The 24,971-nt window shown below is 70.3% G+C and carries 20 protein-coding genes and 1 rRNA gene; 11 read left to right on the forward strand and 10 right to left on the reverse strand.

The window, feature by feature from the left end; translation table 11 throughout:
• The first annotated feature begins 38 nt into the window (after nt 1-38).
• Nucleotides 39-1,202 carry a flavodoxin-dependent (E)-4-hydroxy-3-methylbut-2-enyl-diphosphate synthase gene (gene ispG / locus ACWEPL_RS46995; RefSeq protein ID WP_350724394.1) on the forward strand — a complete coding sequence of 388 codons (1,164 nt, stop codon included), beginning with the start codon at nt 39-41 and terminating at the stop codon, nt 1,200-1,202.
• A 441-nt stretch (nt 1,203-1,643) separates the two neighbouring features.
• Here the strand turns inward: ispG and ACWEPL_RS47000 are convergent, their stop codons facing one another.
• A complete protein-coding gene (locus ACWEPL_RS47000) occupies nt 1,644-3,071 on the reverse strand; it encodes an aldehyde dehydrogenase family protein (protein WP_363984859.1) in 1,428 nt (475 codons plus the stop codon).
• 295 nt (nt 3,072-3,366) lie between these two features.
• Between ACWEPL_RS47000 and ACWEPL_RS47005 the strand changes: the two genes are divergently transcribed.
• Complete coding sequence (locus ACWEPL_RS47005; protein ID WP_357734809.1) at nt 3,367-3,993, forward strand: TetR/AcrR family transcriptional regulator; 627 nt, start codon at nt 3,367-3,369, stop codon at nt 3,991-3,993.
• 4 nt (nt 3,994-3,997) lie between these two features.
• Here the strand turns inward: ACWEPL_RS47005 and ACWEPL_RS47010 are convergent, their stop codons facing one another.
• On the reverse strand, nt 3,998-5,479 hold the full coding sequence (locus ACWEPL_RS47010) for a PucR family transcriptional regulator (protein ID WP_452440091.1): 1,482 nt from the start codon (nt 5,477-5,479) through the stop codon (nt 3,998-4,000).
• A gap of 124 nt (nt 5,480-5,603) precedes the next feature.
• On the opposite strand from ACWEPL_RS47010, the gene gabT reads away from it, so the two are divergent.
• Nucleotides 5,604-6,932 carry a 4-aminobutyrate--2-oxoglutarate transaminase gene (gene gabT / locus ACWEPL_RS47015; protein ID WP_452440092.1) on the forward strand — a complete coding sequence of 443 codons (1,329 nt, stop codon included), beginning with the start codon at nt 5,604-5,606 and terminating at the stop codon, nt 6,930-6,932.
• Between the two features lie 533 nt (nt 6,933-7,465).
• On the opposite strand, the gene ACWEPL_RS47020 is transcribed toward gabT, so the two are convergent.
• The 3 genes from ACWEPL_RS47020 to ACWEPL_RS47030 form a co-directional block, all read right to left on the reverse strand.
• The gene (locus ACWEPL_RS47020; protein ID WP_363984866.1) at nt 7,466-8,587 is read right to left on the reverse strand and encodes an extracellular solute-binding protein; all 1,122 of its coding nucleotides are present in this window, start codon (nt 8,585-8,587) and stop codon (nt 7,466-7,468) included.
• Nucleotides 8,588-8,687: 100 nt separating this feature from the next.
• Entirely contained in the window at nt 8,688-10,193 is a 1,506-nt protein-coding gene (locus ACWEPL_RS47025) for a CoA-acylating methylmalonate-semialdehyde dehydrogenase (RefSeq protein ID WP_452440093.1), read from the reverse strand.
• On the reverse strand, nt 10,190-11,470 hold the full coding sequence (locus ACWEPL_RS47030) for an aspartate aminotransferase family protein (protein WP_452440094.1): 1,281 nt from the start codon (nt 11,468-11,470) through the stop codon (nt 10,190-10,192). Before ACWEPL_RS47030 ends, ACWEPL_RS47025 begins: the two co-directional genes overlap by 4 nt.
• A gap of 258 nt (nt 11,471-11,728) precedes the next feature.
• On the opposite strand from ACWEPL_RS47030, the gene ACWEPL_RS47035 reads away from it, so the two are divergent.
• Nucleotides 11,729-12,427, forward strand: coding sequence for an alternative oxidase (locus ACWEPL_RS47035; RefSeq protein WP_350724376.1), 699 nt, complete (start codon nt 11,729-11,731; stop codon nt 12,425-12,427).
• Here the strand turns inward: ACWEPL_RS47035 and ACWEPL_RS47040 are convergent.
• Nucleotides 12,424-13,809, reverse strand: coding sequence for an MFS transporter (locus tag ACWEPL_RS47040; protein WP_363984871.1), 1,386 nt, complete (start codon nt 13,807-13,809; stop codon nt 12,424-12,426). The two genes, ACWEPL_RS47035 and ACWEPL_RS47040, sit on opposite strands and share 4 nt — an antisense overlap.
• Before the next feature lie 159 nt (nt 13,810-13,968).
• Between ACWEPL_RS47040 and ACWEPL_RS47045 the strand changes: the two genes are divergently transcribed.
• From ACWEPL_RS47045 to ACWEPL_RS47060, 4 genes are read left to right on the forward strand one after another with little or no spacing between them, the layout of a single operon-like run.
• Nucleotides 13,969-14,670 carry a TetR/AcrR family transcriptional regulator gene (locus tag ACWEPL_RS47045; protein WP_363984873.1) on the forward strand — a complete coding sequence of 234 codons (702 nt, stop codon included), beginning with the start codon at nt 13,969-13,971 and terminating at the stop codon, nt 14,668-14,670.
• Between the two features lie 12 nt (nt 14,671-14,682).
• A complete protein-coding gene (locus ACWEPL_RS47050) occupies nt 14,683-16,311 on the forward strand; it encodes an AMP-binding protein (protein ID WP_452440095.1) in 1,629 nt (542 codons plus the stop codon).
• A gap of 57 nt (nt 16,312-16,368) precedes the next feature.
• Nucleotides 16,369-17,988 carry a PucR family transcriptional regulator gene (locus ACWEPL_RS47055; protein WP_363984877.1) on the forward strand — a complete coding sequence of 540 codons (1,620 nt, stop codon included), beginning with the start codon at nt 16,369-16,371 and terminating at the stop codon, nt 17,986-17,988.
• A 27-nt stretch (nt 17,989-18,015) separates the two neighbouring features.
• Nucleotides 18,016-19,053, forward strand: coding sequence for a methyltransferase (locus ACWEPL_RS47060; RefSeq protein WP_452440096.1), 1,038 nt, complete (start codon nt 18,016-18,018; stop codon nt 19,051-19,053).
• Between the two features lie 42 nt (nt 19,054-19,095).
• Here ACWEPL_RS47060 and trpS read toward each other — a convergent pair whose 3' ends face one another.
• The gene (gene trpS / locus ACWEPL_RS47065) at nt 19,096-20,058 is read right to left on the reverse strand and encodes a tryptophan--tRNA ligase (protein ID WP_363984881.1); all 963 of its coding nucleotides are present in this window, start codon (nt 20,056-20,058) and stop codon (nt 19,096-19,098) included.
• Between the two features lie 258 nt (nt 20,059-20,316).
• On the opposite strand from trpS, the gene ACWEPL_RS47070 reads away from it, so the two are divergent.
• A complete protein-coding gene (locus tag ACWEPL_RS47070; protein ID WP_452440097.1) occupies nt 20,317-21,786 on the forward strand; it encodes a phosphodiester glycosidase family protein in 1,470 nt (489 codons plus the stop codon).
• A 296-nt stretch (nt 21,787-22,082) separates the two neighbouring features.
• On the opposite strand, the gene ACWEPL_RS47075 is transcribed toward ACWEPL_RS47070, so the two are convergent.
• Nucleotides 22,083-22,667 (reverse strand): dihydrofolate reductase family protein, encoded by a 585-nt coding sequence (locus tag ACWEPL_RS47075; protein ID WP_452440098.1) that lies wholly within the window; start codon nt 22,665-22,667, stop codon nt 22,083-22,085.
• A gap of 96 nt (nt 22,668-22,763) precedes the next feature.
• On the opposite strand from ACWEPL_RS47075, the gene ACWEPL_RS47080 reads away from it, so the two are divergent.
• Nucleotides 22,764-23,249 (forward strand): winged helix-turn-helix transcriptional regulator, encoded by a 486-nt coding sequence (locus tag ACWEPL_RS47080; RefSeq protein ID WP_452440099.1) that lies wholly within the window; start codon nt 22,764-22,766, stop codon nt 23,247-23,249.
• Between the two features lie 405 nt (nt 23,250-23,654).
• On the opposite strand, the gene ACWEPL_RS47085 is transcribed toward ACWEPL_RS47080, so the two are convergent.
• On the reverse strand, nt 23,655-24,113 hold the full coding sequence (locus tag ACWEPL_RS47085; RefSeq protein ID WP_397367477.1) for an Lrp/AsnC family transcriptional regulator: 459 nt from the start codon (nt 24,111-24,113) through the stop codon (nt 23,655-23,657).
• Nucleotides 24,114-24,209: 96 nt separating this feature from the next.
• Here ACWEPL_RS47085 and ACWEPL_RS47090 point away from each other — a divergent pair, with 96 nt between their 5' ends.
• Nucleotides 24,210-24,836, forward strand: coding sequence for a LysE family translocator (locus ACWEPL_RS47090; protein WP_397367476.1), 627 nt, complete (start codon nt 24,210-24,212; stop codon nt 24,834-24,836).
• 54 nt (nt 24,837-24,890) lie between these two features.
• Here the strand turns inward: ACWEPL_RS47090 and rrf are convergent.
• Nucleotides 24,891-24,971, reverse strand: a 5S ribosomal RNA gene (rrf, locus tag ACWEPL_RS47095); the annotation flags it as partial.

Below are 24,971 nucleotides of genomic sequence, written 5' to 3' on the forward strand. Positions count from 1 at the left end.
TACCTAGACTGGAAACCGTCGTCACAGTAAGGGTTGAAATGTCTTCTGTAGCTCTCGGCATCCCGACGGTCCGTCCCAAGCCGCTCGCCGAACGCCGACACTCCCGCCAGATCATGGTCGGCAGCGTCCCCGTGGGCGGCGACGCACCCGTCTCGGTGCAGTCGATGACGACCACGGTGACCGCCGACATCAACGCCACGTTGCAGCAGATCGCGGAGCTCACGGCGTCCGGCTGCCAGATCGTACGCGTGGCCGTGCCGTCCCAGGACGACGCCGACGCGCTGCCGATCATCGCCAAGAAGTCGCAGATCCCGGTCATCGCCGACATCCACTTCCAACCGAAGTACGTCTTCGCCGCCATCGAGGCGGGCTGCGCGGCGGTTCGGGTCAACCCCGGCAACATCAAGAAATTTGACGACAAGGTGGGCGAGATCGCCCGGGCGGCGGCCGACCACGGGGTGCCGATCCGCATCGGCGTCAACGCCGGGTCGCTCGACCCGCGCCTGCTCCAGAAGTACGGCAAGGCCACGCCCGAGGCCCTGGTGGAGTCGGCGCTCTGGGAGTGCTCGCTGTTCGAGGAGCACGGGTTCCGCGACATCAAGATCTCGGTCAAGCACAACGACCCGGTCGTGATGATCAACGCGTACCGGCTGCTCGCCGCCAAGTGCGACTACCCGCTCCACCTGGGCGTCACCGAGGCCGGCCCCGCCTTCCAGGGGACCATCAAGTCCTCCGTCGCCTTCGGCGCGCTGCTGGCGGAGGGCATCGGCGACACGATCCGCGTCTCCCTCTCCGCGCCTCCGGTGGAGGAGGTCAAGGTCGGCGCCCAGATCCTGGAGTCGCTCGGGCTGCGCGAGCGCGGCCTGGAGATCGTCTCCTGCCCGTCGTGCGGCCGGGCCCAGGTGGACGTCTACACCCTCGCCGACCAGGTGCACGCCGGGCTGGAGGGCCTGAAGGTGCCGCTGCGGGTGGCCGTGATGGGCTGCGTCGTCAACGGCCCCGGGGAGGCCCGGGAGGCGGACCTGGGGGTGGCCTCGGGCAACGGCAAGGGGCAGATCTTCGTCAAGGGCGAGGTCATCAAGACGGTGCCGGAGTCGCAGATCGTGGAGACCCTGATCGAGGAGGCGCTCCGGCTGGCCGAGGAGATGGGCGTCGACGTCGACCTCGACGACGACTCCGGCCCCCAGGTCATCGTCAGCTGACCCACCGCCCCTCACCCCGCCGTGGTGGCCCGCCACATTCCCGGCGCGCCACCACACGGGGTCACACCCCTGAGACCGGCCTAACCCCACGTCCCGAGCACGCGGCTCCTGAGCCGCACGCCGCCGCCGTGGGGCACGCCGTCGCACCCGGAGAGCCACCCAACCCCGCGTCCCGAGCACGCGACCCGCTGAGTCGCACACCGGCACCTCAAGGGCGCTGCTCGCGTTGCGCCGAGCCCCACCGTCCCGCTGCGGGCCGCACCGACGCCTTCGTGGCGTGGTGCGCCACCTCCGCAGCCGGTCCATCGCCGCCTTCGGGGCAGCCGTCGACGCCAGCGGCCAGCGCAACGCCTCGCCGCGCGCAACCGCTCCGTCACACCCCCGAGAGCCGCCCATCCCGGCGCTCCGGGCAGACGACCCGCCGAGTCGCCGCCGCCCGCGCTAGAGGGTCAGGCCCGTGAGCACCATGACCTTCTCGTACGTGAGGTCCTCCATCGCCGAGTGGAGACCCTCGCGTCCGATCCCCGAGTCCTTCACCCCGCCGTACGGCATCTGGTCGGCCCGGTACGAGGGGACGTCGCCGATGATCACGCCGCCCACCTCCAGCTCCCGGTTCGCCCGGAAGGCGGCGTCCAGGGAGCGGGTGAACACCCCGGCCTGCAGGCCGTACTTCGAGTCGTTGACCATCGCGTAGGCCTCGTCGATCGAGGCGGCGCGCTGGAGGATCATGACGGGGCCGAAGACCTCCTCGCACGCCACCTTGGCGTCGTGCGGGACGTCGGCGAGCACGGTCGGGGCGATCGTGGCGCCCTCGCGGGTGCCGCCGGCCAGGACGCGGGCGCCCGCGGCGACGGCCTCCTCGACCCACTGCTCCACGCGCTTCGCGGCGGCCTCCGAGACCAGCGGGCCCACCTGGGTCTTCTCGTCCGCCGGGTCGCCGGTGACGAGGCCGGAGACGGCCGGGAGGAGGCGCTCGACGAAGGCGTCGTACACGGGCTGCTCGACGATGACCCGCTGCACGGCGATGCAGCTCTGGCCGGCCTGGTAGTTGGAGAAGAGGGCGATGCGCTGCGCGGCCCAGTCGAGATCGGCGTCGGACAGCACGACGGCGGCGGCGTTGCCACCCAGTTCGAGCGTCACGTGCTTGCGCGGGACCTGGTCGGCGATGGCGTACCCGACGGGCGCGGAGCCCGTGAACGACACCACGGGGAGCCGGGGGTCCTGGACGAGCGCGGAGGCGCGCTCGTTCTCGATCGGCAGCACCGAGAACATCCCCGCGGGCAGGTCCGTCTCCGCCAGGATCTCGCCGAGCACGAGCGAGGAGAGCGGCGTGGCGGGGGCGGGCTTGACGATGACGGGGGCGCCGACGGCGATGGCGGGGGCGACCTTGTGGGCGACCAGGTTCAGCGGGAAGTTGAACGGGGTGATCGCCAGGACGGGCCCGTAAGGGACGCGCGAGACGTACGCCAGCCGCCCGGCAGCGGCGGGCTCGGTGTCGAGCCGCTGCACGTCGCCGGACCAGCGGCGGGCCTCCTCGGCGGCGAACCGGAACGTGGCGACGGCGCGGTTGACCTCGCCGCGCGCCCAGAAGATCGGCTTGCCGTTCTCGGCCGTGATCAGGTGGGCGATCTCGTCGGCCCGCTCGGCGAGCCGGCGCGACACGTGGGCCAGCGCCTCGGCCCGCACGTGCACGGGCAGCGCGGCGGCCTCCCGCGCCACCGCGTGCGCGGTCGCGATGGCCTCTTCGACCTGGGCATCTGTCGGTACGGAGTGCCGCCCGACCACGCGGCCGTCATCGGGGTTGGTCACAGTGAGCTCGGAGTCCCCGGTCGCGGCGCGGCCGGCCAGCCAGAAGGTACGCACGTCCATACACATGACGTTATGCCAAGCTGGAGATGGGGATTTACACCATGGTGCACAAGACTCCCACCAGGGCTCACCGTTAAGTACAAGCTCCCTGGTATACCCATGATGTAACAGAAGTAGACCCAATTCGGGATGTTTACCATGCGGAGTGGTTTGAGCGATCTCCGCCATGGCTAAGTCATCGTTTGCGGGTCTCCAGCGCGGCGGGCCCCCGATCTGAGAAAGGCGTGGGCCCCGTGACCGAACAGCGTGAGGTCACAAGGACGCATAGCTGCTCCTTGGCTGCAAAGGAGGCCTCATGAGTTCGGCCCCGCTGGGGCTGCAAGGCGCCTACCTGCTGGGTGAGCGCGCCACCCACGACGAACTTCGCTCCCGTCTCCTCGACGTGGCGGTGAACCTCCTCGAGAGCGACGGGCCGGAGAGCCTGACCATGCGCCGGATCGCGGCCGAGGCGGGATGCACGACGACCGTCATCTACACGATGTTCGGCAACAGGGAAGGGTTGGCGGAGGCGCTCTACCTGGAGGGGTTCGAGCGGTTTCGACGCTTTCTGGAGGCGGTGCCGACGCGGCGCAACCCGTTCGAGCACCTGAGCGCGCTCGGGCCCGCGTACCGCCAGGCGTGCCTGTCGGAGCCCGGTTACTACAGCCTGATGTTCGAGCGGGCGATCCCCGGTTTCGAACCCAGCGAGCGCGCCAGGACCCTGGCCCGCGCCGCCCTGAACATCCTCGACCGGGTGATCGCCGACTGCATCTCCGCCGGCTACCTGGTCCCGACCCAGCCCCGCAAGATCGCGGACGCGCTGTGGGCGGCGGCCCAGGGGGCCATCAGCTTGGAACGCGCCGGTCACCTGCGCGACGGGCGCACGTACGAAGCGGTGACGACGGCGACCATCTGCTGCTACCGGGTGGAGAAGCAGGATTAGCGCGTCATCGGCGGACGGCTTCGAGCGCGAGCCACAGCTCGGCGCGCACGCCCGGATCGTCGAGGTCACGGCCCAGCAGCTCGGTGACACGCTTCATGCGGTAACGCAGGGTGTGGCGGTGCACGCCGAGCCGCTGCGCCGCCGCGTCCCAGTGGCCGTTGCTGTCGAGGTACGCGCGCAGCGACTCGACCAGGTCGGCCCGGGACCCGTACGCGGTGAGCGGGGCCAGCAGCGCGGCGGCGAACGCCTGGGCGGCGGCCCGGTCGAGCAGCCCGAGCAGCCCCTGCCCGGCCAGCTCCCCGAACTTCACCACCCGGCCGAGCCCCTTCCCCGGTGCCGCCGCCAGGGCACGCCTCGCCTGGTCCAGCGCGCCGTTCAGGCCCTCGGGGGCGTAACCGCACGGCAGGCTCACGCCCACCGGCGCGTCCGCCTCCAGCGCCACCTTCTCCGCCACGGTGTCGGGCACGAGGGCGACGGCCAGCGGATGCTCCCCCGAGGAGGCGAGCAGCGCCGCGAACGCGAGCGGCTCCAGCGCCTCCAGCGCGTCGGCGCCCGCCGCCAGCACCGCCAGCGGCTCCTCAGGGAGCCGCCCGCCGAGCGGCCCCAGCACCGCCCGCGCCTGCTCCCCCGCGCCCGACAGCAGCAGCTCCAGTACGGCGGAGCGGGCCCGCCGCGCGGCCTCCAGCTGGGTCCTGCCCTGCTCCAGCGCCAAGGTGAGCAGGGACCCCGCGGCGTTGATCACCGTGTGGGTGACGGGCGAGAAGGGCCGGCCGGCCCCGACGGCGAAGAAGCCGCGCGGCCGCGCACCGCCGCCCAGCGGCTGCACCACGATGTGCTCCCCCGGCCCCGACAACGCCAGGCTCGCGGGCAGCAGCCCACCACCGCCGGGCTCCGGGAGGCGGGGCTCAGGGGGGCGGGTGGCGGTGCGGAGGCGGGAGAGCTCGGAGACGACGGCGTCCGTGTCGGCCCCGCGCGTGGCATGGCGGACCTCGCCCGCCTCGTCCAGCAGCGCGGCCCACCCCCCGACCTCCTTGGCGAGCCGGTCGATCACCGCGTGCATCCCCTCCGGCCGGAGCGCCGCCCGCGTCAGGCGGCCCTGGGCGGCGAAGGCGCGGCTGATCTCGTCGTACTGCTCGGCCGCCAGCAGCTCGCTGACCCCCTTGCCGATCGCGATGAACGGGGTCTCGCGCGGCACTTCGAACAGCGGCAGCCCCGCCTCCTCGGCGGCGGTCACCAGGGCCGGGGGCACCTCCTCGTGCGAGACGCCGACCCCGAAGCCCAGCCCGGCGACGCCGCGGGCCACGAGGCGGGCGACATACTGGGACTGGTCGCCTTCCATCCGCATGCCCGTGGTGAGGAGGAGTTCCCCGCCCTCCAGGTACGGCGTCGGGTCCGCGAGCTCGCTGACCGCCACCCAGCGCACCGCGGCGTCCAGCACGCCGCGGGCCCCATGGCCGGGAATTCCGGCCACCGGGCGGAGCCTCATGCGGCGTACGACGGTCCGGAGCGTAGGTGGCATGCGAAATTTGTCCATTCCGGCAAAGACGACCACCTTCAGTGTGACATATCGACGTATCGGCGCAGGTGGGAGCCCGCCGTAGCGTCGAATCATGAGCATTCCCCAGGAGCGGCGCGTCGTGACCGCGATCCCAGGCCCCAAGTCGCAGGAATTGCTGGCCCGCAAGCAGGCCGCCGTCCCGCCCGGCATCGGCACCACGCTGCCGGTCTTCGTCACCCGCGCCGGCGGCGGCGTGGTGCAGGACGCCGACGGGAACTCGCTGATCGACTTCGGTTCCGGCATCGCCGTGACCAACGTGGGCAACGCCGCGCCCAAGGTCGTCGAACGCGTCCAGAAGCAGGTCGCCGACTTCACCCACACCTGTTTCATGGTGACCCCGTACGAGTCGTACGTCCGGGTGTGCGAGAGGCTCAACGAGCTGACCCCGGGTGAGCACGAGAAGCGCACGTTCCTGGTGAACTCGGGCGCCGAGGCCGTGGAGAACGCGGTAAAGATCGCCAGGCACGCGACGGGCAGGCAGGCCGTCGTCGTGTTCGACCACGGCTACCACGGCCGCACGCTGCTCACGATGACGCTGACGGCCAAGAACATGCCGTACAAGCACGGCTTCGGCCCCTTCGCGCCCGAGGTGTACCGGGTGCCGCTGGCGTACCCGTACCGCTGGCCCACCGGCCCCGAGAACTGCGCCGAGGAGGCCGCGGCCCAGGCCATCGACATGATCACCAAGCAGATCGGCCCGGGCAACGTGGCCGCCGTGGTGATCGAGCCGATCGCGGGCGAGGGCGGGTTCATCGAGCCGGCCAGGGGCTTCCTGCCGCGCATCGCGGAGTTCTGCAAGGCCAACGGCATCGTGTTCGTGGCCGACGAGGTGCAGACCGGCTTCGCCCGGACGGGCGACCTGTTCGCCTGCGAGGACGAGGGCGTCGTACCGGACATCATCACCACGGCCAAGGGCATCGCGGGCGGCCTGCCGCTGGCCGCCGTGACCGGGCGCGCGGAGATCATGGACAAGGTGCACGCCGGCGGCCTCGGCGGCACGTACGGCGGCAACCCCCTGGCCTGCGAGGCCGCGCTCGGCGTGCTGGAGACCATCGAGGAGGAGGACCTCGTCGCGAAGGCCCGCCGGATCGGCGAGATCATGCTCCCCCGCCTCAAGGCCCTCCAGGAGCGCTTCGACGTGATCGGCGACGTCCGCGGCCGGGGCGCGATGATCGCGATCGAGCTGGTCGAGCCGGGCACCAAGGAGCCGAACCCCGCCGCCGTCCAGGAGGTCGTCAAGCGCTGCCACGCCGAGGGCCTGCTGGTCCTGACCGCGGGCACGTACGGGAACGTCCTGCGCTTCCTGCCCCCGCTCGTCATCCCCGAGCACCTTCTTGAGGAGGGCCTCGGAATCCTGGAGAAGGCGATCGCGGAACTCTAGAACAAACCCCATCAATCGGGCATCCGGCTTGCGGCTGGATGTCCGATTTTGTGGTGTAAGTGGCGTCGCTCGGGTAGAGAATTCACCCTGACTTGACGCTCAGCAGGACACTCACGGCCACGGTCAGGGTTATAACGGTTCCGGTATACGGATGGGCGATGACTGCAGGAAGCATGATGAGCTGGAGTCCGACCAGAACGGCGCGGAGTATGTTGACGTTCGACCCTGAAGGCCTGACCTGGGCCCAGCGCGAGGGCGACGCCTGCGTCGTCTGTCACAAGAGATGGCCGCGACCCCGCGTGCGCGTGGGGCGCCTGCCCGACGACTCGTCGGTCCTGGCCTGTGGCGACTGCGCCGAGGCTCTTCTGCCCACACCCAAGTCGACCGTGGTGGCCTTCCCGTCCCGCTGAGCGAGCGCGCTCTGACGAGACGCCCCGGGACGGGGGGGAAGGCCCGGGGCGTCCCTAGCAGGCCGCGCCCAGGGGGGAACGGGCGCGCCCGCGGCACTGTCACAGGGGGATCGGCCGCCCGCCTCATTTGGCGAGCTTCTGCCACCTATCCAGCCAAGTGAGATAATCCGTACATTCCCCATCTTCCGCCCGGCAATCCCCGGGCGGCCGTACGGCGAAAGCGACCCGGTCGAGCTTCTTGCCTCTCCCGTACAGGTCGCACATCGGCTTGGCCCGCCCCTTGCACGCCTTGGCGTTGGCCGGGGCCAGCCCCACCCAGGCGGCGGCGTCGCGCTGCGCGTTCGCCGCGGTCACCCAGTTGAGCCACCGGTAGGCGCAGGTGGAGTCGGGGACGTTCGCGCCGAGCATCCAGGAGTCCACCCACCCGGTCGTCTCGGGCGTCTGGAGCGCCTTGACCGGCTTCCCGGCCTTCTGCAGGAGCAGGCGGTAGTACGGGGTGGCCTGGGCGTAGTCGAGCGACCCGGTCGCGAACCCCTGCACCAGGTCGATCGGGCTGCCCCAGTACGTGCGCGCCTTGCCCTGCTCGAGCAGCCCCACCGCGCGGTCGAGCTGGTCCTTGGTCAGCTCGTACGGGTCCTTCGCCGAGCCGTCGGCCAGCGCGGCGTCGGCGATCGTCAGCGGGCTGTCCTTGAGCGCCACCCGATCGGAGGCGAACGCCTGCTGGAGATCGCCCTTGACCTTGGTCGAGTCGTAGATGAACTCGTGATAGCCCCACAGGTACGGGACCCCGTACACCTTGCCGGACACGGTGGACATGTCGCGGAAGCGCTTGTCGATGTCGTCGTAGCCGCTCACCTTGGCCGGGTCGATGGGCTGCGCCTGCTTGTCCTCGATCAGCTTGGCGGCCAGCACGGGCCCGGCGGAGATGATGTCGTACGCCCGCTGGCGGGAGAAGTCCTCCATCTCCTTCGCGCTCTGCACGGTGTCGAGCTTGGCGATCCGGCAGCCGGTCTCCTTCTCGAAGTTGCCGACCCAGTTGACCTTGGGGCTGGTGCCGCCGTACTCGGCGTAACCGCGGTAGGTGAGGATCTGGAGCGTGCCGTCGCTCTGCGTCGCGCTCGGCGTGGGGGTGGGGCTGGAGCTGGGAGTACGCGTGGGGGTGGGGGTCGGACGGGCCGCGCCCATGCCGGCGATCAGCGCCGACGCGGCGAGCGCCAGGGCATAACCACGACGACGACGATTCACGATGTCCCCCCTGTCCCCATGTGCTGGGTCCGTGTGCTGGAGCTTACCGGGGAGTGGGGCGGGAGGGACGCTCGTCCCGCCCGCCCCGGGCGTGGCACGCCTACTTGTTCGTGGGGAAGCCGAGGTTCACGCCGCCGTGCGAGGGGTCGAGCCAGCGCGAGGTGACGACCTTGCCGCGGGTGTAGAAGTGCACGCCCTCGGTACCGTGCACGTGGGTGTCGCCGAAGAGCGAGGACTTCCAGCCGCCGAAGCTGTAGAAGGCCATCGGCACCGGGATGGGCACGTTGATGCCGACCATGCCGACCTCGACCTCGTTCTGGAAGCGCCTGGCCGCGCCGCCGTCGTTGGTGAAGATCGCGGTGCCGTTGCCGTACAGGCCGCCGTTGATGATCTCCAGGCCCTCCTCGTACGAGGACACCCGCACGATCGACAGGACCGGCCCGAAGATCTCGTCCGTGTGCGTCCGCGTGCCCGGCCGGACGTGGTCCAGCACGGTCGGGCCGAGCCAGAAGCCGGGCGTCTCCGCGGCCTTGCCGCCGCCGAGCACGGCCGACTCGCGGCCGTCCACGACCAGCTTCGCGCCCTCCTCGACGCCGAGGTCGAGGTAGGAGGCGACCTTGTCGCGGTGCACCTCGGTGACGAGCGGCCCCATCTGGGACTTCGGGTCGTCGCCGGGGCCGATCACCAGCTGGTCCACCCGCTCGACGATCTTCTGGACGAGCTCGTCGCCGATCGGGTCCACGGCCAGCACGACGGAGATCGCCATGCACCGCTCCCCCGCCGAGCCGAACCCCGCCGACACCGCCGAGTCCGCCACCAGGTCGAGGTCGGCGTCCGGGAGCACGAGCATGTGGTTCTTGGCGCCGCCGAGGGCCTGCACGCGCTTGCCGTGCGCGGTGCCGGTCTCGTAGACGTACCTGGCGATCGGGGTGGAGCCGACGAACGACACGGCGCGCACGTCGGGGTGCTCCAGCAGCCGGTCCACGGCGACCTTGTCGCCCTGCACGACGTTGAAGACGCCGTCGGGCAGTCCGGCCTCCTTCCAGAGCCGCGCCATGAGCAGCGAGGCCGACGGGTCCTTCTCCGACGGCTTGAGCACGAAGGCGTTCCCGCACGCGATCGCGACCGGGTACATCCACATCGGCACCATGGCCGGGAAGTTGAACGGCGTGATGCCGGCCACGACGCCCAGCGGCTGGCGGATCGAGTAGGAGTCGACCCTGGTCGAGACGCCCTCGGAGAAGCCCCCCTTGAGCAGGTGGGGGATCCCGCAGGCGAACTCCACGACCTCCAGGCCGCGGGCCACCTCGCCGAGCGCGTCGGAGTGGACCTTGCCGTGCTCGGCGGAGATCAGCGCGGCCAGCTCGTCGCGGTGCGCGTACATGAGCTCGCGGAAGCGGAACAGCACCTGCGCCCGCTTGACCAGCGACGCGTCCCGCCAGGCGGGGAAGGCCGCGACGGCGGCGGCCACGGCCGCGTCCACGTCGGCCGCGGAGGCCAGCGCCACGTGGCCGCTGACCTCCCCGGTCGCGGGGTTGAAGAGCTCGGCGGCGCGGGAGTCCCCGTCCGCGAGCGCTCCGTTGATCCAGTGCTTGACGGACTTCACTGAGCTGCTGCCTCTGCGTTGATGGTTTCCAGAGCGGTCACGATGATGCCGAGACCCTCGACGGCCTCGTCCACCGTAAGGGTCAGCGGCGGGGCCATGCGGATGGCGGTCCCGTACAGGCCGCCCTTGCCCGCCAGCAGGCCCGCCTTCTTGGTCTCCTCCATGAAGCGGGCGGCCTGGGCGGGGCTCTCCAGCTCGACGGCGAACATCAGGCCCTTGCCGCGCACGCTCCTGACCACGGGCAGGCGCTTGGCGGCCTCCTTGAGGCCGCCGATGATGATCTCCCCCGTACGTGCGGCGTTGGCCTGCAGATCCCGGTCGAGCACGTAGTCGAGGGTGGCGTTGGCGGCGGCCATGGAGATCGGGTTGCCGCCGAACGTGGCCAGGCCCACCGCGTGCGGGGCGTCCATCAGGTCGCCGCGCGCCACGATGCCGCCGACGGCGAAGCCGTTGCCCAGGCCCTTGGCGAAGGTCATCATGTCGGGGGTCACGCCGTGGTTGCCGATGCCGAAGAACGAGCTGCCCGTACGGCCCCAGCCGGTCTGAACCTCGTCCGAGATGAACAGGATGCCCTGCTCGTCCAGGACCTCCTTGTACGCGGCGAACAGCCCGTCGGGGGCCATCGTGAACCCGCCCACGCCCTGGATCGGCTCGGCGATCAGCGCCGCCACGTCGTTGGAGACCGCGGTGGCCAGCACGTGGCGCAGGTCGTCCACGCACGCCTGGATGTAGTCGGCGTCCGACATGCCCTTGAACTGCGCGAGATGCCGGTCGGCGCCGTGCAGGAAGGTCACGTTGAGCGGGGAGAGCGAGTTGTTCTTCCAGGCGCGGTTGGAGGTGACGCCGATCGTGCCGAAGCTGCGCCCGTGGTAGCTCTGCCGCATGGCGAGCACCTGGTCGGTCTTGCGCGCGTACGTGGCCAGGAGCAGGGCGGTCTCGTTGGCCTCGGTGCCGGAGTTGGTGAAGAAGACCTTGGCGTCGGGGATGCCGGAGACCCGCGCGATCTTCTCGGCCAGCTCGATCTGGCCGCGCAGCAGGTAGACGGTGCTGGTGTGCACCACGCCGGTGGCGATCTGGCGCTCGACGGCCTCGCGCACCTCGGGCACGTCGTACCCGATCATGTTGGTCAGGATTCCGGCGAAGAAGTCCAGGTAGCTCTTGCCGTCTGCGTCGATGACACGGTTGCCCTTGCCGCTGACGATCTCGATGGGGTCGTTGTAGTTGAGGGCCAGCCAGTTGGGCATGACTGCCCGATGGCGCGCGAGTAGCTCCGACATGTTACCGAGTATCCCTTTTCTTCTCCCCGGCCCCGCGCTACAACGTGTCGGGCGAGGGAAAAATCCACTTACACCCTGCAAACTACCTGGATTTCCCCAAGAGCCGCCCCTTAGGGGATGTCCCGTCCGCCTGGCGATGTACGCGGCACGCGGCCACTACGCCGCCGGAGGCACCGCGAATGACCACTGGCGGGCGACGACCGGGGCCACAGGAGTCGGCCACCATCGGATCATCCCGAGAACGAAGGAGACATCGAGATGACCGTCACCGTCGACCACCGCCCCGAGGCGCCCGCCGGCCCGCCCAAGCTCGACCGCGAGCAGCTCCGCCGGGCCCAGCAGGACACGCTGGACACCCCGCGCATGAAGTACAGCCTGCTGGCCAAGATGATGTTCAAGCCCGTGGACATCATGTACGGCAAGCAGGGCTCGTACACGAAGTTCGCCATGCTGGAGATCATCGCCCGCGTGCCGTACCAGGCGTGGGAGCGGATGGGCTACTGGGCCGTGCACCACCATCGGGGCCGCTCGGCCCTGGCCAGACGGATCTTCGAGCGGATCGTGGAGGCCCGCGCCGACCAGGACAACGAGCAGTGGCACCTGCTGATCCTGCAGGACCTGGTGCAGCGCACCGGGCAGCGGCAGACCTGGCTGCTGCACCGGGCCGCCCCCTGGCTGATCGCGTTCTTCTACTACCACGTGTCCTGGGTGCTGTTCCTGGTCAGGCCGGACTGGAGTTACCGGCTGAACGCGGAGTTCGAGGACCACGCCGAGCACGAGTACATGACGTTCGTGGCCGAGAACCCTGAGCTGGACTTCGTGCCCGACCCCGGCACGTACGCCGCCGAGTACGGCCGCTACCGCTCGGTGGCCGACCTGCTCCGGCAGATCGGCCACGACGAGCGCACCCACAAGCTCGACAGCCTGGAGAGCATGCGCGAGCCCCGTGTCCGCTAAACCTTCACTGGTTCCGGGGCTGCCGCGGCCGGGCGCAGCACACCCACGGCGAGCAGCGCTGCGGCCACGCAGAACGCGGCCCCGACCCACGAGCCCAGGTGCATGGCCGACGTGAACGCCTGGTTGCCGGCCTCGGCGAAGCCCGACAGATGCGCGCCGCCGATCGACTCCCTGGCGGCGGCGGGCAGGCCGGCCGGCATCTGCGAGGTGTACTGCCCGGCCAGCACGCTGCCCAGGACCGCGATGCTCATCGCCATGCCGACCTGCTGGACGGTGTCGTTGAGCGCCGACCCGACGCCGGCGTGCTCCATGGGGATGGCGCTCATGAGCGAGGAGTACGCGGACGGCCCGGCCAGCCCGCCGCCGATGCCCATGATCACCAGCCCGGTCAGGAGCGGGAGGTATCCGGTGGTCGTGGCCATGACGACGAACCCGCCGGCCATCACCAGCAGGCCGGTCCCGATCAGCACCCGGTTGCTGGCCTTCTTGCCCAGGCCGGCGCCCACGCCGTTGAAGATCGCGGCGGCCACGCCGTAGGGGAGCATGGCCAGACCGGCCTGCATCTCCTTGTAGCCCAGCACGAACTGCAGGTACTGGGTCAGCATGAGCATCACGGCGCCCGCGCCGAAGGCCATCAGCAGGATCGAGAACGACGCGCCGCTGAAGTTGCGGTTGGCGAACAGGTGCAGGGGCAGCATCGGCTGTGCCTGCTTGCGCTCCCAGACCACGAAGCCGCCGAGGGCGAGGACCGCGATCGCGATGCCGATCACGTTCCACTCGCGCTCGATGATGACGTACACGGCCGCCGTCAGGCCGACCGTCGACAGCACCACGCCCACCGGGTCGATCTTCCGCCCGCTGCTGCGGCTCTCGGGCATGAGCACGACGGCCGCCACGATGGCGATCGCCGCGATGGGGATGTTCACCAGGAAGACCGAGCCCCACCAGTAGTGCTGCAGCATGAGGCCGCCCAGGGTGGGGCCCGACACCATGCCGACCAGGGCCACCGCGCTCCAGGAGGCCATCGCCTTGCGCCGCTCCGTCTCGTCGAAGACGGTCATCAGGATCGACAGGGTGGAGGGCATGACCAGCGATCCGCCGATGCCCATCAGCGCGCGGGCGGCGATGAGCTGCCAGGGCTCGGTGACGAGCACGGCCAGCAGCGACGCGCCGCCGAAGAAGGCCAGGCCGACGATCAGGAACAGGCGGCGGCCGTACTTGTCGGACAGGCTGCCCGAGGTGAGCAGCAGACCGGCGTAGGCCAGCACGTACGCGTCGATGATCCATTGGATGTCCGACGGCGTCGCGCCCATTTCCTCGTTCAGCGAGGGGATGGCGAGGTTGAGAACGGTGTTGTCGACGACAAGCACCAGAAGCGCCAAGCAGAGTACGACGAGAATCCACCAGCGGCGGGGGTCTCGTACAGTGTTCGAGTCCACTCGCACAGCGTACGATGGACTGCGTACAGCAGTCCATCGCAATAACGCGAAGCGGATTACGACAACCCTCGTACAGTGTGCGAGTGGATTTATCCTTGGAGGATGACCGGCAAGCAGTTCGCCTCCGTATGGCTTCGCGAGCCGCGCAAGACCGCGAGCCCGGGGCGCAGCCGTGACGAGATCGTCCGCGCCGCGATCGAGATCCTCGACGCGGAGGGCCTCGACGGGCTCAGCATGCGCAAGCTGGGCGCCAAGCTGAGCGCGGGCGCCACCAGCATCTATTGGTACGTCGCCCACAAGGACGAGCTCCTGGAGCTGGTCTACGACCAGGTGTGGGGCGAGATGAGCATGCCCGAGCCGGAGGACGTCGGCTGGCGCGACGCGGCCTCGGCACTGGCCTACAGCATGCGCTCCGTGATCCTGCGCCACCCGTGGTCGGCCGACCTCCTCGGCCGCATGCCCGCGCTCGGCCCCAACGCCATCCAGGTCGCCGACCGGATGCGCCGGATGTTCAAGCTGGCCGGGTTCGCGGGGATGGACGTCGACTACGCCGGCAGCACACTCACCGCCTACATCTACGGCATGACCATCCCCGAGGTCGCCTGGAACTCCGCCATGGGCGAGCACGAGTACGACCCCGCCGAGATGAAGGAGATGGTCACCAGGGCGGTCAAGGACTATCCGGACATGCTGGAGCGCATGGACATGACCGCCTACGACGATCCCCAGACCCTCCGCCAGGTGGCCTTCGACTTCGGGCTCATGTCGGTGCTCGACGGCCTTGAGCGGCGGCTGCCGACGTAGCAGGATCCCGGCATGAGCGATTTCCGTGCCGCCCGCGATTTCCTCCTCCACGCCGACGCCGCCACCGCCCGCCGCGACTTCCGCTGGCCGGAGCTCGAGGAGTTCAACTGGGCGCTCGACTGGTTCGACGGGGTGCTGGCCGCCGAGACCCCCGACGCCGTCGCTCTCAAGATCGTGGGAGCGAGCACCGCCCGCTACACCTTCGCCGAGCTGTCCGCCCGCTCCGGCCAGGTCGCCAACTGGCTGCACCTCCAGGGCGTGCGCCGGGGCGACCGGGTCCTGCTCATGCTGGGCAACCAGGCCGAGCTGTGGGAGTCGCTGCTGGCCGCGATGAAGCTGGGCGCGGTCATCATCCCGGCAACGACGCTGCTGACCGCCAAGGACATCTCGGAGCGCATCGTCAGGGGCGGCGTCGCCCATGTGATCGCCAACGCCGCCGACGCGGGCAAGTTCGGGGCCGGCGAATACACGAAGATCGCCGTCGGCGACGCCTACAACTGGCTGCCGTACCACGAGGCGTACGAGGAGGACCCGCTCTTCGTCCCCGACGCGCCGACGCGAGCCGACGACACGCTGCTGCTCTACTTCACCTCCGGCACGACCTCGCAGCCGAAGCTGGTCGAGCACACGCACGCGTCCTATCCGGCCGGGCACCTGTCGACGATGTTCTGGATCGGGCTGAAGCCGGGCGACATGCACCTCAACGTCTCCTCGCCCGGATGGGCCAAGCACGCCTGGAGCAACGTCTTCGCCCCCTGGAACGCGGGCGCCACCGTGCTGATCCACGACTACCACCGCTTCTCCGCGCCCGCGCTGCTGGAGGTGCTGCGGGACGAGCGGGTCACCACGTTCTGCGCGCCGCCGACGGTGTGGCGGATGCTCATCCAGGAGGATCTCGCCGGGTGGCGGTTGCCGCTGCGCACGGCCGTGGCCGCCGGCGAACCGCTCAACCCGGAGATCATCGACCAGGTCGCCAAGGCGTGGGGCATCACGATCCGGGACGGCTACGGCCAGACCGAGACCACCGCGCAGATCGGGAACGCGCCGGACGAGCCGGTCAAGCCCGGATCGATGGGGCGTCCGCTGCCCGGCTACGACGTCGTGCTGATCGACCCCGTCAGCGGCAGGCCCGGGGACGACGGCGAGATCTGCCTGCCGCTGGACGCCCGCCGCCCCATGGGCCTCATGTCCGGATATGTCGGTGGACTGAGTGATGCGATGCGCGGCGGTTTCTACCACACCGGCGACGTCGCCACCCGCGACGAGGACGGCTACATCACCTACGTCGGCCGGACCGACGACGTCTTCAAGGCCTCCGACTACCGCATCTCGCCGTTCGAGCTGGAGAGCGTGCTGCTGGAGCACGCCGCCGTGGCCGAGGCCGCCGTGGTGCCCGCCCCCGATCCGGTACGCCTGGCCGTACCGAAGGCCTATGTGACGCTCGCGCCCGGGTTCGAGCCGGACGAGGCGACCGCTCGCTCGATCTTCGAGCACTGCCGCAGAGAACTGGCGCCCTACAAGCGGGTGCGGCGGCTGGAATTCGCCGAGCTGCCCAAGACGATCTCCGGCAAGATCCGCCGGGTCGAGCTGCGGGTGCGGGAACCTCGCCAGGAGTACCGGGAGGAGGACCTCAGCGCGTGACAAAGCGTAAATGGGAGCATGGCCGTTCTTACAGAACGATCGGCTAGGCTCTGCCCCGTGTTGCCCACCATCGCCGATGTCCTCGCACTGGAGACCGTACGCCGGGGCAGCCCGCGCGTGGTCGCGGGCGCCGACCGGCTCGACACCAGGGTCCGGTGGGTGCACGTCGGCGAGATCGCCGACCTCGCCCACCTGCTGCGCGGCGGGGAGCTGGTGCTCACCACGGGCGTGGCGCTGCCCGAAGACCCGGAGAAGCTCGCCGACTACATCGGCGACCTCGCCTCCGTGGGCGCCTCGGGGCTGATCGTCGAGCTGGGCCGCAGGTTCGTCAAGGAGCTGCCGCCCGCCGTGGTCAAGAAGGCCGAGGAGCACGGGCTGCCGCTCATCGTGCTGGCCCGCGAGACGCCGTTCGTGCAGATCACCGAGTCCGTGCACGCGCGGATCATCGACATCCAGCTGGAGGAGCTGCGCGCCTCCGAGCAACTTCACGAGGTCTTCACCGAGCTGTCGGTCGAGGGCGCCTCGCCCGCCGAGGTGCTGGCGCAGGTGGCCAGGCTGTCCAACCGGCCCGTGCTGCTGGAGAACCTCGCCCACCAGGTGCTGGCCTGCGAGTCCGCCGGGCGCGACGCGGGCGCGCTGCTGGCCGGCTGGGAGGCCAGGTCCAGGGGCGTGGCCCCGGCCGAGCGGACCGCGTACGACGCCGCGTCCGGATGGGTGGTCACCACGGTGGGGGCGCGCGGGCAGGACTGGGGCCGGCTGATCCTGATCTGCGACTCGGCGCCGACGCCGCGCGACATGGTGCTGGCCGAGCGCGCCGCCACCACGCTCGCCCTGGGCCGCCTGCTCGAACGCCACCAGGAGTCCCTCGAACGCCAGGCACACGGCACGATCATCACCGGCATCCTGACCCACGCCTACGCCGACCCCGACGAGGCCGCCGCCCGCGCCAGGGCCGTCGGCGTGCCCCTCACGGGACGCAAGCTGATCAGCGTGGTCATCAGGCCCACCGAGCCGGCCGACCAGGCACTCGACGGCCAGGCCCAGCTCGGCGAGCTGGCCGAGGCCACCGCCGCCGCCTGCCGCGACGCCCGCCTGCCCGCCCTCGTCGGCGCCCTCGACCAGGAACGCGTCGGGGTCCTGCTGCCCCTCCCGCCCCGCACGCAGGCCGAGCCCGCGCTGACCGCGCTCGCCGAGCGGCTGCGCGTGCTGTGGCGGCCGGGCGGGCTCGCGTTCGTGCTGGCGGCGGGCTCGGTCGTGGAGTCCATCAGGGACGTACGGCGCAGCTTCCTGGAGGCCGAGCAGGTGGCAGACGTGGCCGTCCGCCAGCCGGACGGGCGCGCCTTCTACCGGCTGCCCGACCTGCGCCTGCGGGGGCTGCTGCACCTGCTGCGCGACGACGCCCGGCTGCAGACGTTCGCGGAGCGGGAGCTGGGGCCGCTGCTGGCGCACGACGCCCAGCGGGGCGGCGACCTGACCCGGATCCTGCGCATCTACCTCGACGCGGGGCGCAACAAAGCGGTCGCCGCGCAGAAGGCCCACCTGTCAAGGCCCGCCTTCTACGACCGCCTGCGCCGCCTCGAACGCGTCCTCGACACCGATCTGGACGACGTCGAGTCCTGCATGTCACTCCACGTCGCGCTCCTGGCCCTGGAGTCCTTCCGCCGCGAACCCCGCTGACCGCCCCGGGCGCCTAGCGTCGCATTCGTGCCCCTCTTCTTCAACGCCGTGGAGGCCGCGGCGCACCGGCTGTCGATCGTGCCTCCGATGCTCGACTACTTCGGCGTCCTGGGCCTGCACGCGCTCGTCGCGGCGGCCAGGACGGGCGTCTTCGACGCCCTGCGCGAGCGGCCGTCCACCGGCGCCGAGCTCGCCGCCACGCTCGGCCTGGACGCCCGCTCCTCGGACATGCTGTTACGCTCCCTGGCCGGGCTCGGCTACCTGCGGGTCCGCGGCGGCCGCTACCGCCTGACCCGCGCCTCACGACTGTGGTTCACGACGGACTCGCCACAGTCCCTGGTGGCAGGGCTGGAGTTCTGGGAACGCACGGCGTGCGTCATCTGGCCCCGGTTGGAGAAGGCGGTGCGCGACGGGGCGCCCGCCACGCCCTTCTACGAGCTGCTGGAAGGCGATCCCGAGCTGTCCCGGTCGTTCCAGGCGTGGACGGCGGCGCTGGCCGGGCGGCAGGCTCCGGCGATGGCCAGGGCCGTCCCGGTGCCGCGCGCCGCCCGGCGGGTGCTGGACGTGGGCGGCGGCCACGGCCGGTTCAGCCTGGAGCTGCTGCGGCGGCACCCCCGGCTCCACGCCACTGTGCTGGACCTGCCGCAGGCGCTCCAGGCCACCGCCGCCCATCCCCGGCTGAGCGTGCGTGCCGGGTCGTTCCTGGACGGCGACCTGGGTGACGGGTACGACATCGCGCTGCTGTTCAACGTCGTCCACGGGCTGGAGGACGCGCAGGCCGCCACTCTCCTGGGGCGGGTGGCCGCGGCCCTCAATCCCGGCGGGACGGTCGTGGTGGGCGACCAGTTCGGGGACAGCGTCATGCCCGGCCGGGCCAGCCGCGCCCTGCTGCACCTGCTGGACCTGAACTACCTGGTCACGGCCGGCGGCAGGGTGCGCGGCTTCCGGGAGATGTCGGAGCTGCTGCGGGCCGCGGGCTTCCGCGCACCCCGGCACCGCCGCCCCCTCCGCTCCGTCCCCACCGAACTGGCCCTGGCCTCACTCCCCACCCACCGGCCGCGCTGAGCACCCGCCGCCACCCGCCACCGCCCGCCGCCGCGAACCCCGCTAGAAGCCCATCGCCGCCCGTACCTCGTCCAGTGTCATGATCGCCCGCTCTCTCGCCGCCGCGTTCCCCGCGGTCAGGATCTGCCGCACCTCCTCCTCGGTGTGCTCGGCGCGGCGCTTCCTGATCGGCCGCAGGAACTCGTTGACCGCCTCGGTGGCCAGCCTCTTGAGCGCGGACGCGCCCCCGTCCCCGATCTCCTCCGCGATGTCCTGCGGCGAGCGGCCGAGGCAGAGGCCGGCCAGGGTGAGGAGGTTCGCCACCTCGGGCCGGTGCGTCTCGTCGAAGGTGATCAGCCGCTCGGAGTCGGTGCGGGCCTTGCGGATGAGGGCGGCCGTCTCGTCCTCGGTGGCCGACAGGGCGATGGCGTTGCCGCGGCTCTTGCTCATCTTGCCGCCGTCGAGCCCCTGCAGCATCGGCCGTTCGCCCATCATGGCCTCGGGCTCCGGGAACACCTCGCCGTAGCGCTCGTTGAAGCGGCGCGCCACCAGCCGCGTCACCTCCACGTGCGGGAGCTGGTCCTTGCCCACGGGCACCAGCGTGCCCTTGCAGAACAGGATGTCGGCCGCCTGGTGCACCGGATAGGTGAACATCAGGCCGCTGACCGCCCGCTGCGAGCTGTGCGCGATCTCGTCCTTGACCGTGGGGTTGCGGTGCAGCTCGGAGACCGACACCAGGCTCAGGAAGGGCAGCAGCAGCTGGTTCAGCTCGGGGACGGCGCTGTGCTGGAAGATCGTCACCTTGGCCGGGTCGATGCCCACCGCCAGATAGTCGAGCAGCAGCTCGGTGATGTTGCGTTGGATCGCGCCGGGTAGATCGCGATCGGTGATCACCTGGTAGTCGGCGATCAGCACGTACATCGGGAACTTGTCCTGCAACGCGACGCGGTTGGCCAGCGAGCCGAAGTAATGGCCCAGATGCAGCGATCCGGTCGGACGGTCACCGGTGAGTACGACGTCGTTCATTTCGGTCTCTCTCTTTCAGGTCACGCCGTCTCGGAGAGGACCGCACGCTTGGAGGGCCGTCTCGAAGACGGCCCGTGCATGAGGAAATCAGCGGCCGTCTGTCGGCCGCCACCACATGCTGATGCGTGTCATACGCGAAGTGTATCCGTTTGCGGTGTCAATCTCGTAACCTCTTTTACCGTTTCGCGTGTTCGCCTGCCCTGGCGACCATGATCTCGCCAGTATGGTGCGGTCCCTTTTCCGCCCTCTGGAGAATTCATGTCTCGACGCACCCTCGCCGGTGGCCTGGCCATAGCCGCCGCGCTCTCCCTCACCACCCTGCCCGCCGCGGCGGAGCAGGCGTCGGTGCGGTTCCCGTCGGCCAAGTTCCCGCTGGGCAGCAGGCCCGTGCCGACCAAGACGATGACCGCCGTCGCGCAGGGCATCGACATGTACGACGTGAAGGCCGGCTCGGCGACCGACGGCTACACGGTGACCGTGTTGATGCCGAGCGGCCGCGACTACGGAATGCAGACGACCGCCGACGCCAAGGCCGCCGAAGTGGAGGCCGCCGGCGAGACCCCCAGCGTGCAGAAGGTGGTACGGCCGAGCGTCGCCGACGCCGCCTCCCAGACCGTGTACATGGTCCGGGTCGGCCTCTGGTCCCTCGACGACAAGAAGAAGGCCGAGGAGACCGCCAAGAAGCTCAAGGAAGCGGGGCTGAAGGTCAAGGTCGACTACCTCGGCGACGACGGGCTCAAGACCACCGGTCCCTGGGACGTCAAAGTCGTGATGATCGACGCCGGGGCGTTCGGCGGCTCGTTCGCGGCCTCGCTCGGCACCAGCGTGGCCAAGCGGGAGACCGTCTCGTCGATCGCCAAGGCCCAGAACGCGCTGGTCGGCGTCAACGGCGGCTTCTTCAACATCCACACCGACAAGGCCCTGCGCGGCGAGCCCGTCGGCGCGTCCGTGGTCAAGGGCAAGCTGCTCAGCGAGGCCGTCCCCGGTCGCTCGGCCGTCGTGCTCAAGGGTCGTACGGCCAAGATCACCGAGCTGAAGACCACCGTCACCGCCACCTCCCAGGACGGCCAGAAGACCGAGATCAACGGCGTCAACCGGGCCGTCACGACGGACGAGCTGGTGCTGTACACCGAGGAGTGGGGCGCCAAGACGCCCACCGGCGGGACCGACGCCGTCCTCGACGCCAACGGCAAGGTCGTCGGCCTGCGCGAGTCGGGCGCCGCAGTGGCCGCCGGGACGCGGGTGCTGCACGGCAACGGCCTGGCCGCCGACTGGCTCAACGAGCACGCCTTCCAGGACTGGACGGTCAAGGTCGACACCAAGGTCGTGGACCTGCGTACCGACAAGGCGCTCGCGCTGACCCCGGACCTCAACGTGATCGCGGGCAGCGTCGGCCTCGTGCGGAACGGCAAGGTGAAGATCACCGCCAAGCAGGACGGCCACGACTCCGTCAACATGATCCTGCGCCGCCACCCGCGCACCCTCCTCGGCACCACGAGGAACGGCAGCCTCATCATCGCCACCATCGACGGCCGAAACCCGGGCGTGACCGTGGGGGCGAACTTCCTCGAGGCCGCCCAGTTCATGCGGTGGCTGGGTGCCACGCAGGCCATCAACCTGGACGGGGGCGGCTCGACGGCCATGGTGGTCGGCAACAAGCTGATCAACCGGCCCTCGGACGGCGTGGAGCGCGGCGTCGGCGACGCCCTCCTGGTCCTGCCCAAGTAACACACCAGGCCCGAACGAACCGCAGCCGTGCCACCAGCCCCTGGTGCACGGCTGCACCCCACCTACCCGGGCACCTTCGCCGCTGCGGCCGGCCGATAACGCACGTTCACGACCCGACGCGACGTCACCTCCACCGGCGAGGCACGGCCGCGCCCGCCCACGTGGGCACCTTCGCCGCTGCAGCGGGCCGGAAACGGACCTTCACGACCCGACGCGAGATCACCTCCACCGATGAGGCACGGCCGTGCCCACCTGCTCGAGGGCCTTCGCCGTTGCGTCTGGCCGGCAGCGCACGTTCACGGCCGAGGCGAGCTCGTCTTCGCCGTTGCGGCGGGCCGGTAGCGGACGTTCACGACCGACGCGGGGTCGGCTTCACCGAGCCGGTGGAGGCGGATCGGCTCGGCACCGGGGTTGTCGTACAGCCGGATGCCCTCACCCAGCAGGACCGGCGCGATGTGCAGGTCGATCTCGTCGATCAGCCCCAGTTCGAGCAGCTGACGGCCGATGGTCGGCGAGAACACCTCGAGGTTCTTGCCCCCGGCCGCCTCCAGACCGATCCGCACCGCCTCGGCCGGGTCGCAGCTCAGGAACGTGACTCCGTCGGTGGGCGTCGCGTCCTCCGGGTGATGGGTGAGCACGAAGAGGGGCCCCTTCCAGGCGCCACCGTAGATGCCGCTGGGATCCGGGTAATGGTCCCAGCCGTCTCGACCGCCCAGCACGGCACCCGTGGTCTCGACGTACTCATCGACCAGGCCCGGCCGGAACGAGGTCCCGGCCATCCAGCCCATCTCGTGGTTCGGCCCCGCCACGAACCCGTCCAGCGACATCGTGAAGTGCCAGAGCACCTTTCCGCCCGCGGTCTGCGGCTCGGTGTCGCTCATTCGTTGCCTCCTGCATCTGCTTGCGATTTGCAACCGGTAATCTCACGCTAGGCCAACTGGTGGTAGATTGCAACCAGTTCGGAGGTGAGGTGTGAGTTGGCGGAGTCGGCGCGTTCTGGTTGTCCGATCAATGCCGCGGTCGAGGCGTTCGGTGACAGCTGGAGCCTGCTCGTGCTGCGGGACGTGATGTTCGGGAGCCGGCGCTACTTCCGGGAGTTGCTCGCCGGCTCCGAGGAGGGGATCGCCTCCAACATCCTGGCCGACCGGCTGAAGCGCCTGGTGAACGCGGGCCTGCTGACCCGCGAGGACGCGGGGCCCGGACGGCGGGCCGCCTACAGCCTGACCGAGGCGTCCATCCAGCTGGTCCCGATCTTCGCGCAGCTCGGCGAGTGGGGGCTGCGCCACCGCCCGACCACGAAGCGGCTGCGGGTGCGAGCGGAACTGCTCGCGGCCGGCGGACCGGAGCTGTGGAACGAGTTCATGGCCGAGCTCCGGACCATCCACCTCGGCGCCCCGCCGCCGGAACGGAACGGCCCAAGCGTCATGGAACGCCTCGCCAAGGCCTACACCGACGCGCTCTGACGCCTTGAACGGGAATCAGACACAACGCCACCGTGCTCTGAACGCTCTACGCGACGCCATGCCCCTCGCTTGAGAGGTACACAGCCGCGCGACGACCATGACGCCATGCGCGGCATCGACGTGTGCTATGCGAGCGTCGATGTGCGCTGTGCGAGCGTCGACATTCGCCGTGCGGGCACTGACATCCGCTGTGCGGACGTGGAGGCGCGACGTGGAGGCGCGACGTGCGGGCGCTGACATCCGCCGCGCAGACGCCAACATGCGCCGTGCGCACGTGGACGCGCGACGTGCGGGCGTGAACGCGCGACGTGCGGGCATGGACGGGCAACGTGCAGGCGCTGACATCCGCCGGGTAGCCACCGATATGCGCCGTGCGGGCGTGGACGCGTGACATGCGGTCGGATCTTAAGCGTCCACCGGCAGACCCATGTCCGGTTTCACGGCCTTCATTGCAAGGTGCGACGTCACCTGCGCCACCCCCGGCAGCCCGGAGAGGGTCTCGGAGTAGAAGCGCTCGTACGCCGCCAGATCCGCCACCGCCACCCGCAGCAGGAAGTCCGGATCGCCGAACAGCCGGTGCGCCTCCACCACCTCCGGCATCCCCGCCACCAGCCGCTCGAACTCCGCCACCGTGTCGTGATCCTCATACCTCATCACCACGGTGACGAACGCCTGGAACCCCCGGCCCACCGCGTCCCCTTCGACCAGCGCCCGGTAGCCGCGGATGACGCCGGACTCCTCCAACTGCCGCACCCGGCGCAGGCACGGCGACGGTGTGAGCCCGACCCGGTCAGCCAGCTCGGTGTTGCTCAGCCGCCCGTCCCGCTGCAGCTCCTGGAGGATCCTGCGGTCAATCCTGTCCACAGCGCAATATCCTGCCACTCCGCCGCCCGAAGTAGCACGAACAGACCATCGCGTGCCAGCCCTCCTTGACTACCGTCCCACAAGGAGGTGGTTCTCATGGAAACCCGGCTGCTGGTGCTCTTCCTCGGCATGGACCTGCTGCTGATCTGCACGCCGGGCCCCGACATGCTCTACGTCATGGCCCGCTCGCTCGGCCAGGGCCGCCGCACCGGCCTCACGGCGGTGGCGGGGATCTGCTCGGGCTACACCGTGCACACGGTCCTGGCCGCCGCCGGCCTCGCCGCCGCACTTCGCGCGGTCCCCGCCGCATTGCCCGCGATGCGGTACGCCGGCGCCGCATATCTGGTCTTCCTGGCGATCAAGACCCTGGCGTCGCTCAGGAACCCCGCCACCCCGGTCCCGGGCGCGACCCCGCAGCCCACGGGCAGGGTGTTGCGACAGAGCATGCTCACGGCCCTGCTCAACCCGAAGGGAGTGCTGCTCTACCTGTCGCTGATGCCCCAGTTCATCTCCACGGAGACGGGCGTCCCTCTGGGCTTTCAACTCGCCGTACTCGGCCTGCTCCATGTCGCGAACTGCGCCGTCCTGTACGGCCTGCTCGCCCTGGCCACGGCACGGGCCAGCCACGCCCTGACCCGGACCCCGAAGGCCGCCCGCCGGATCTCGGCCGTCTCCGGCACGATGCTCCTGGTGGTCGCGGCCGCCACGCTAGGCACCCATTGAACACAAAAAAAAAGGGGGTCCGACGCACAAGGCGTCGAACCCCCCTCAAAGATTGTCCGGCGGCGACCTACTCTCCCACACCCTCCCGAGTGCAGTACCATCGGCGCAGAGAAGCTTAACTTCCGGGTTCGGAAT

It is taken from the genome of Nonomuraea sp. NPDC004186 (assembly GCF_053603495.1).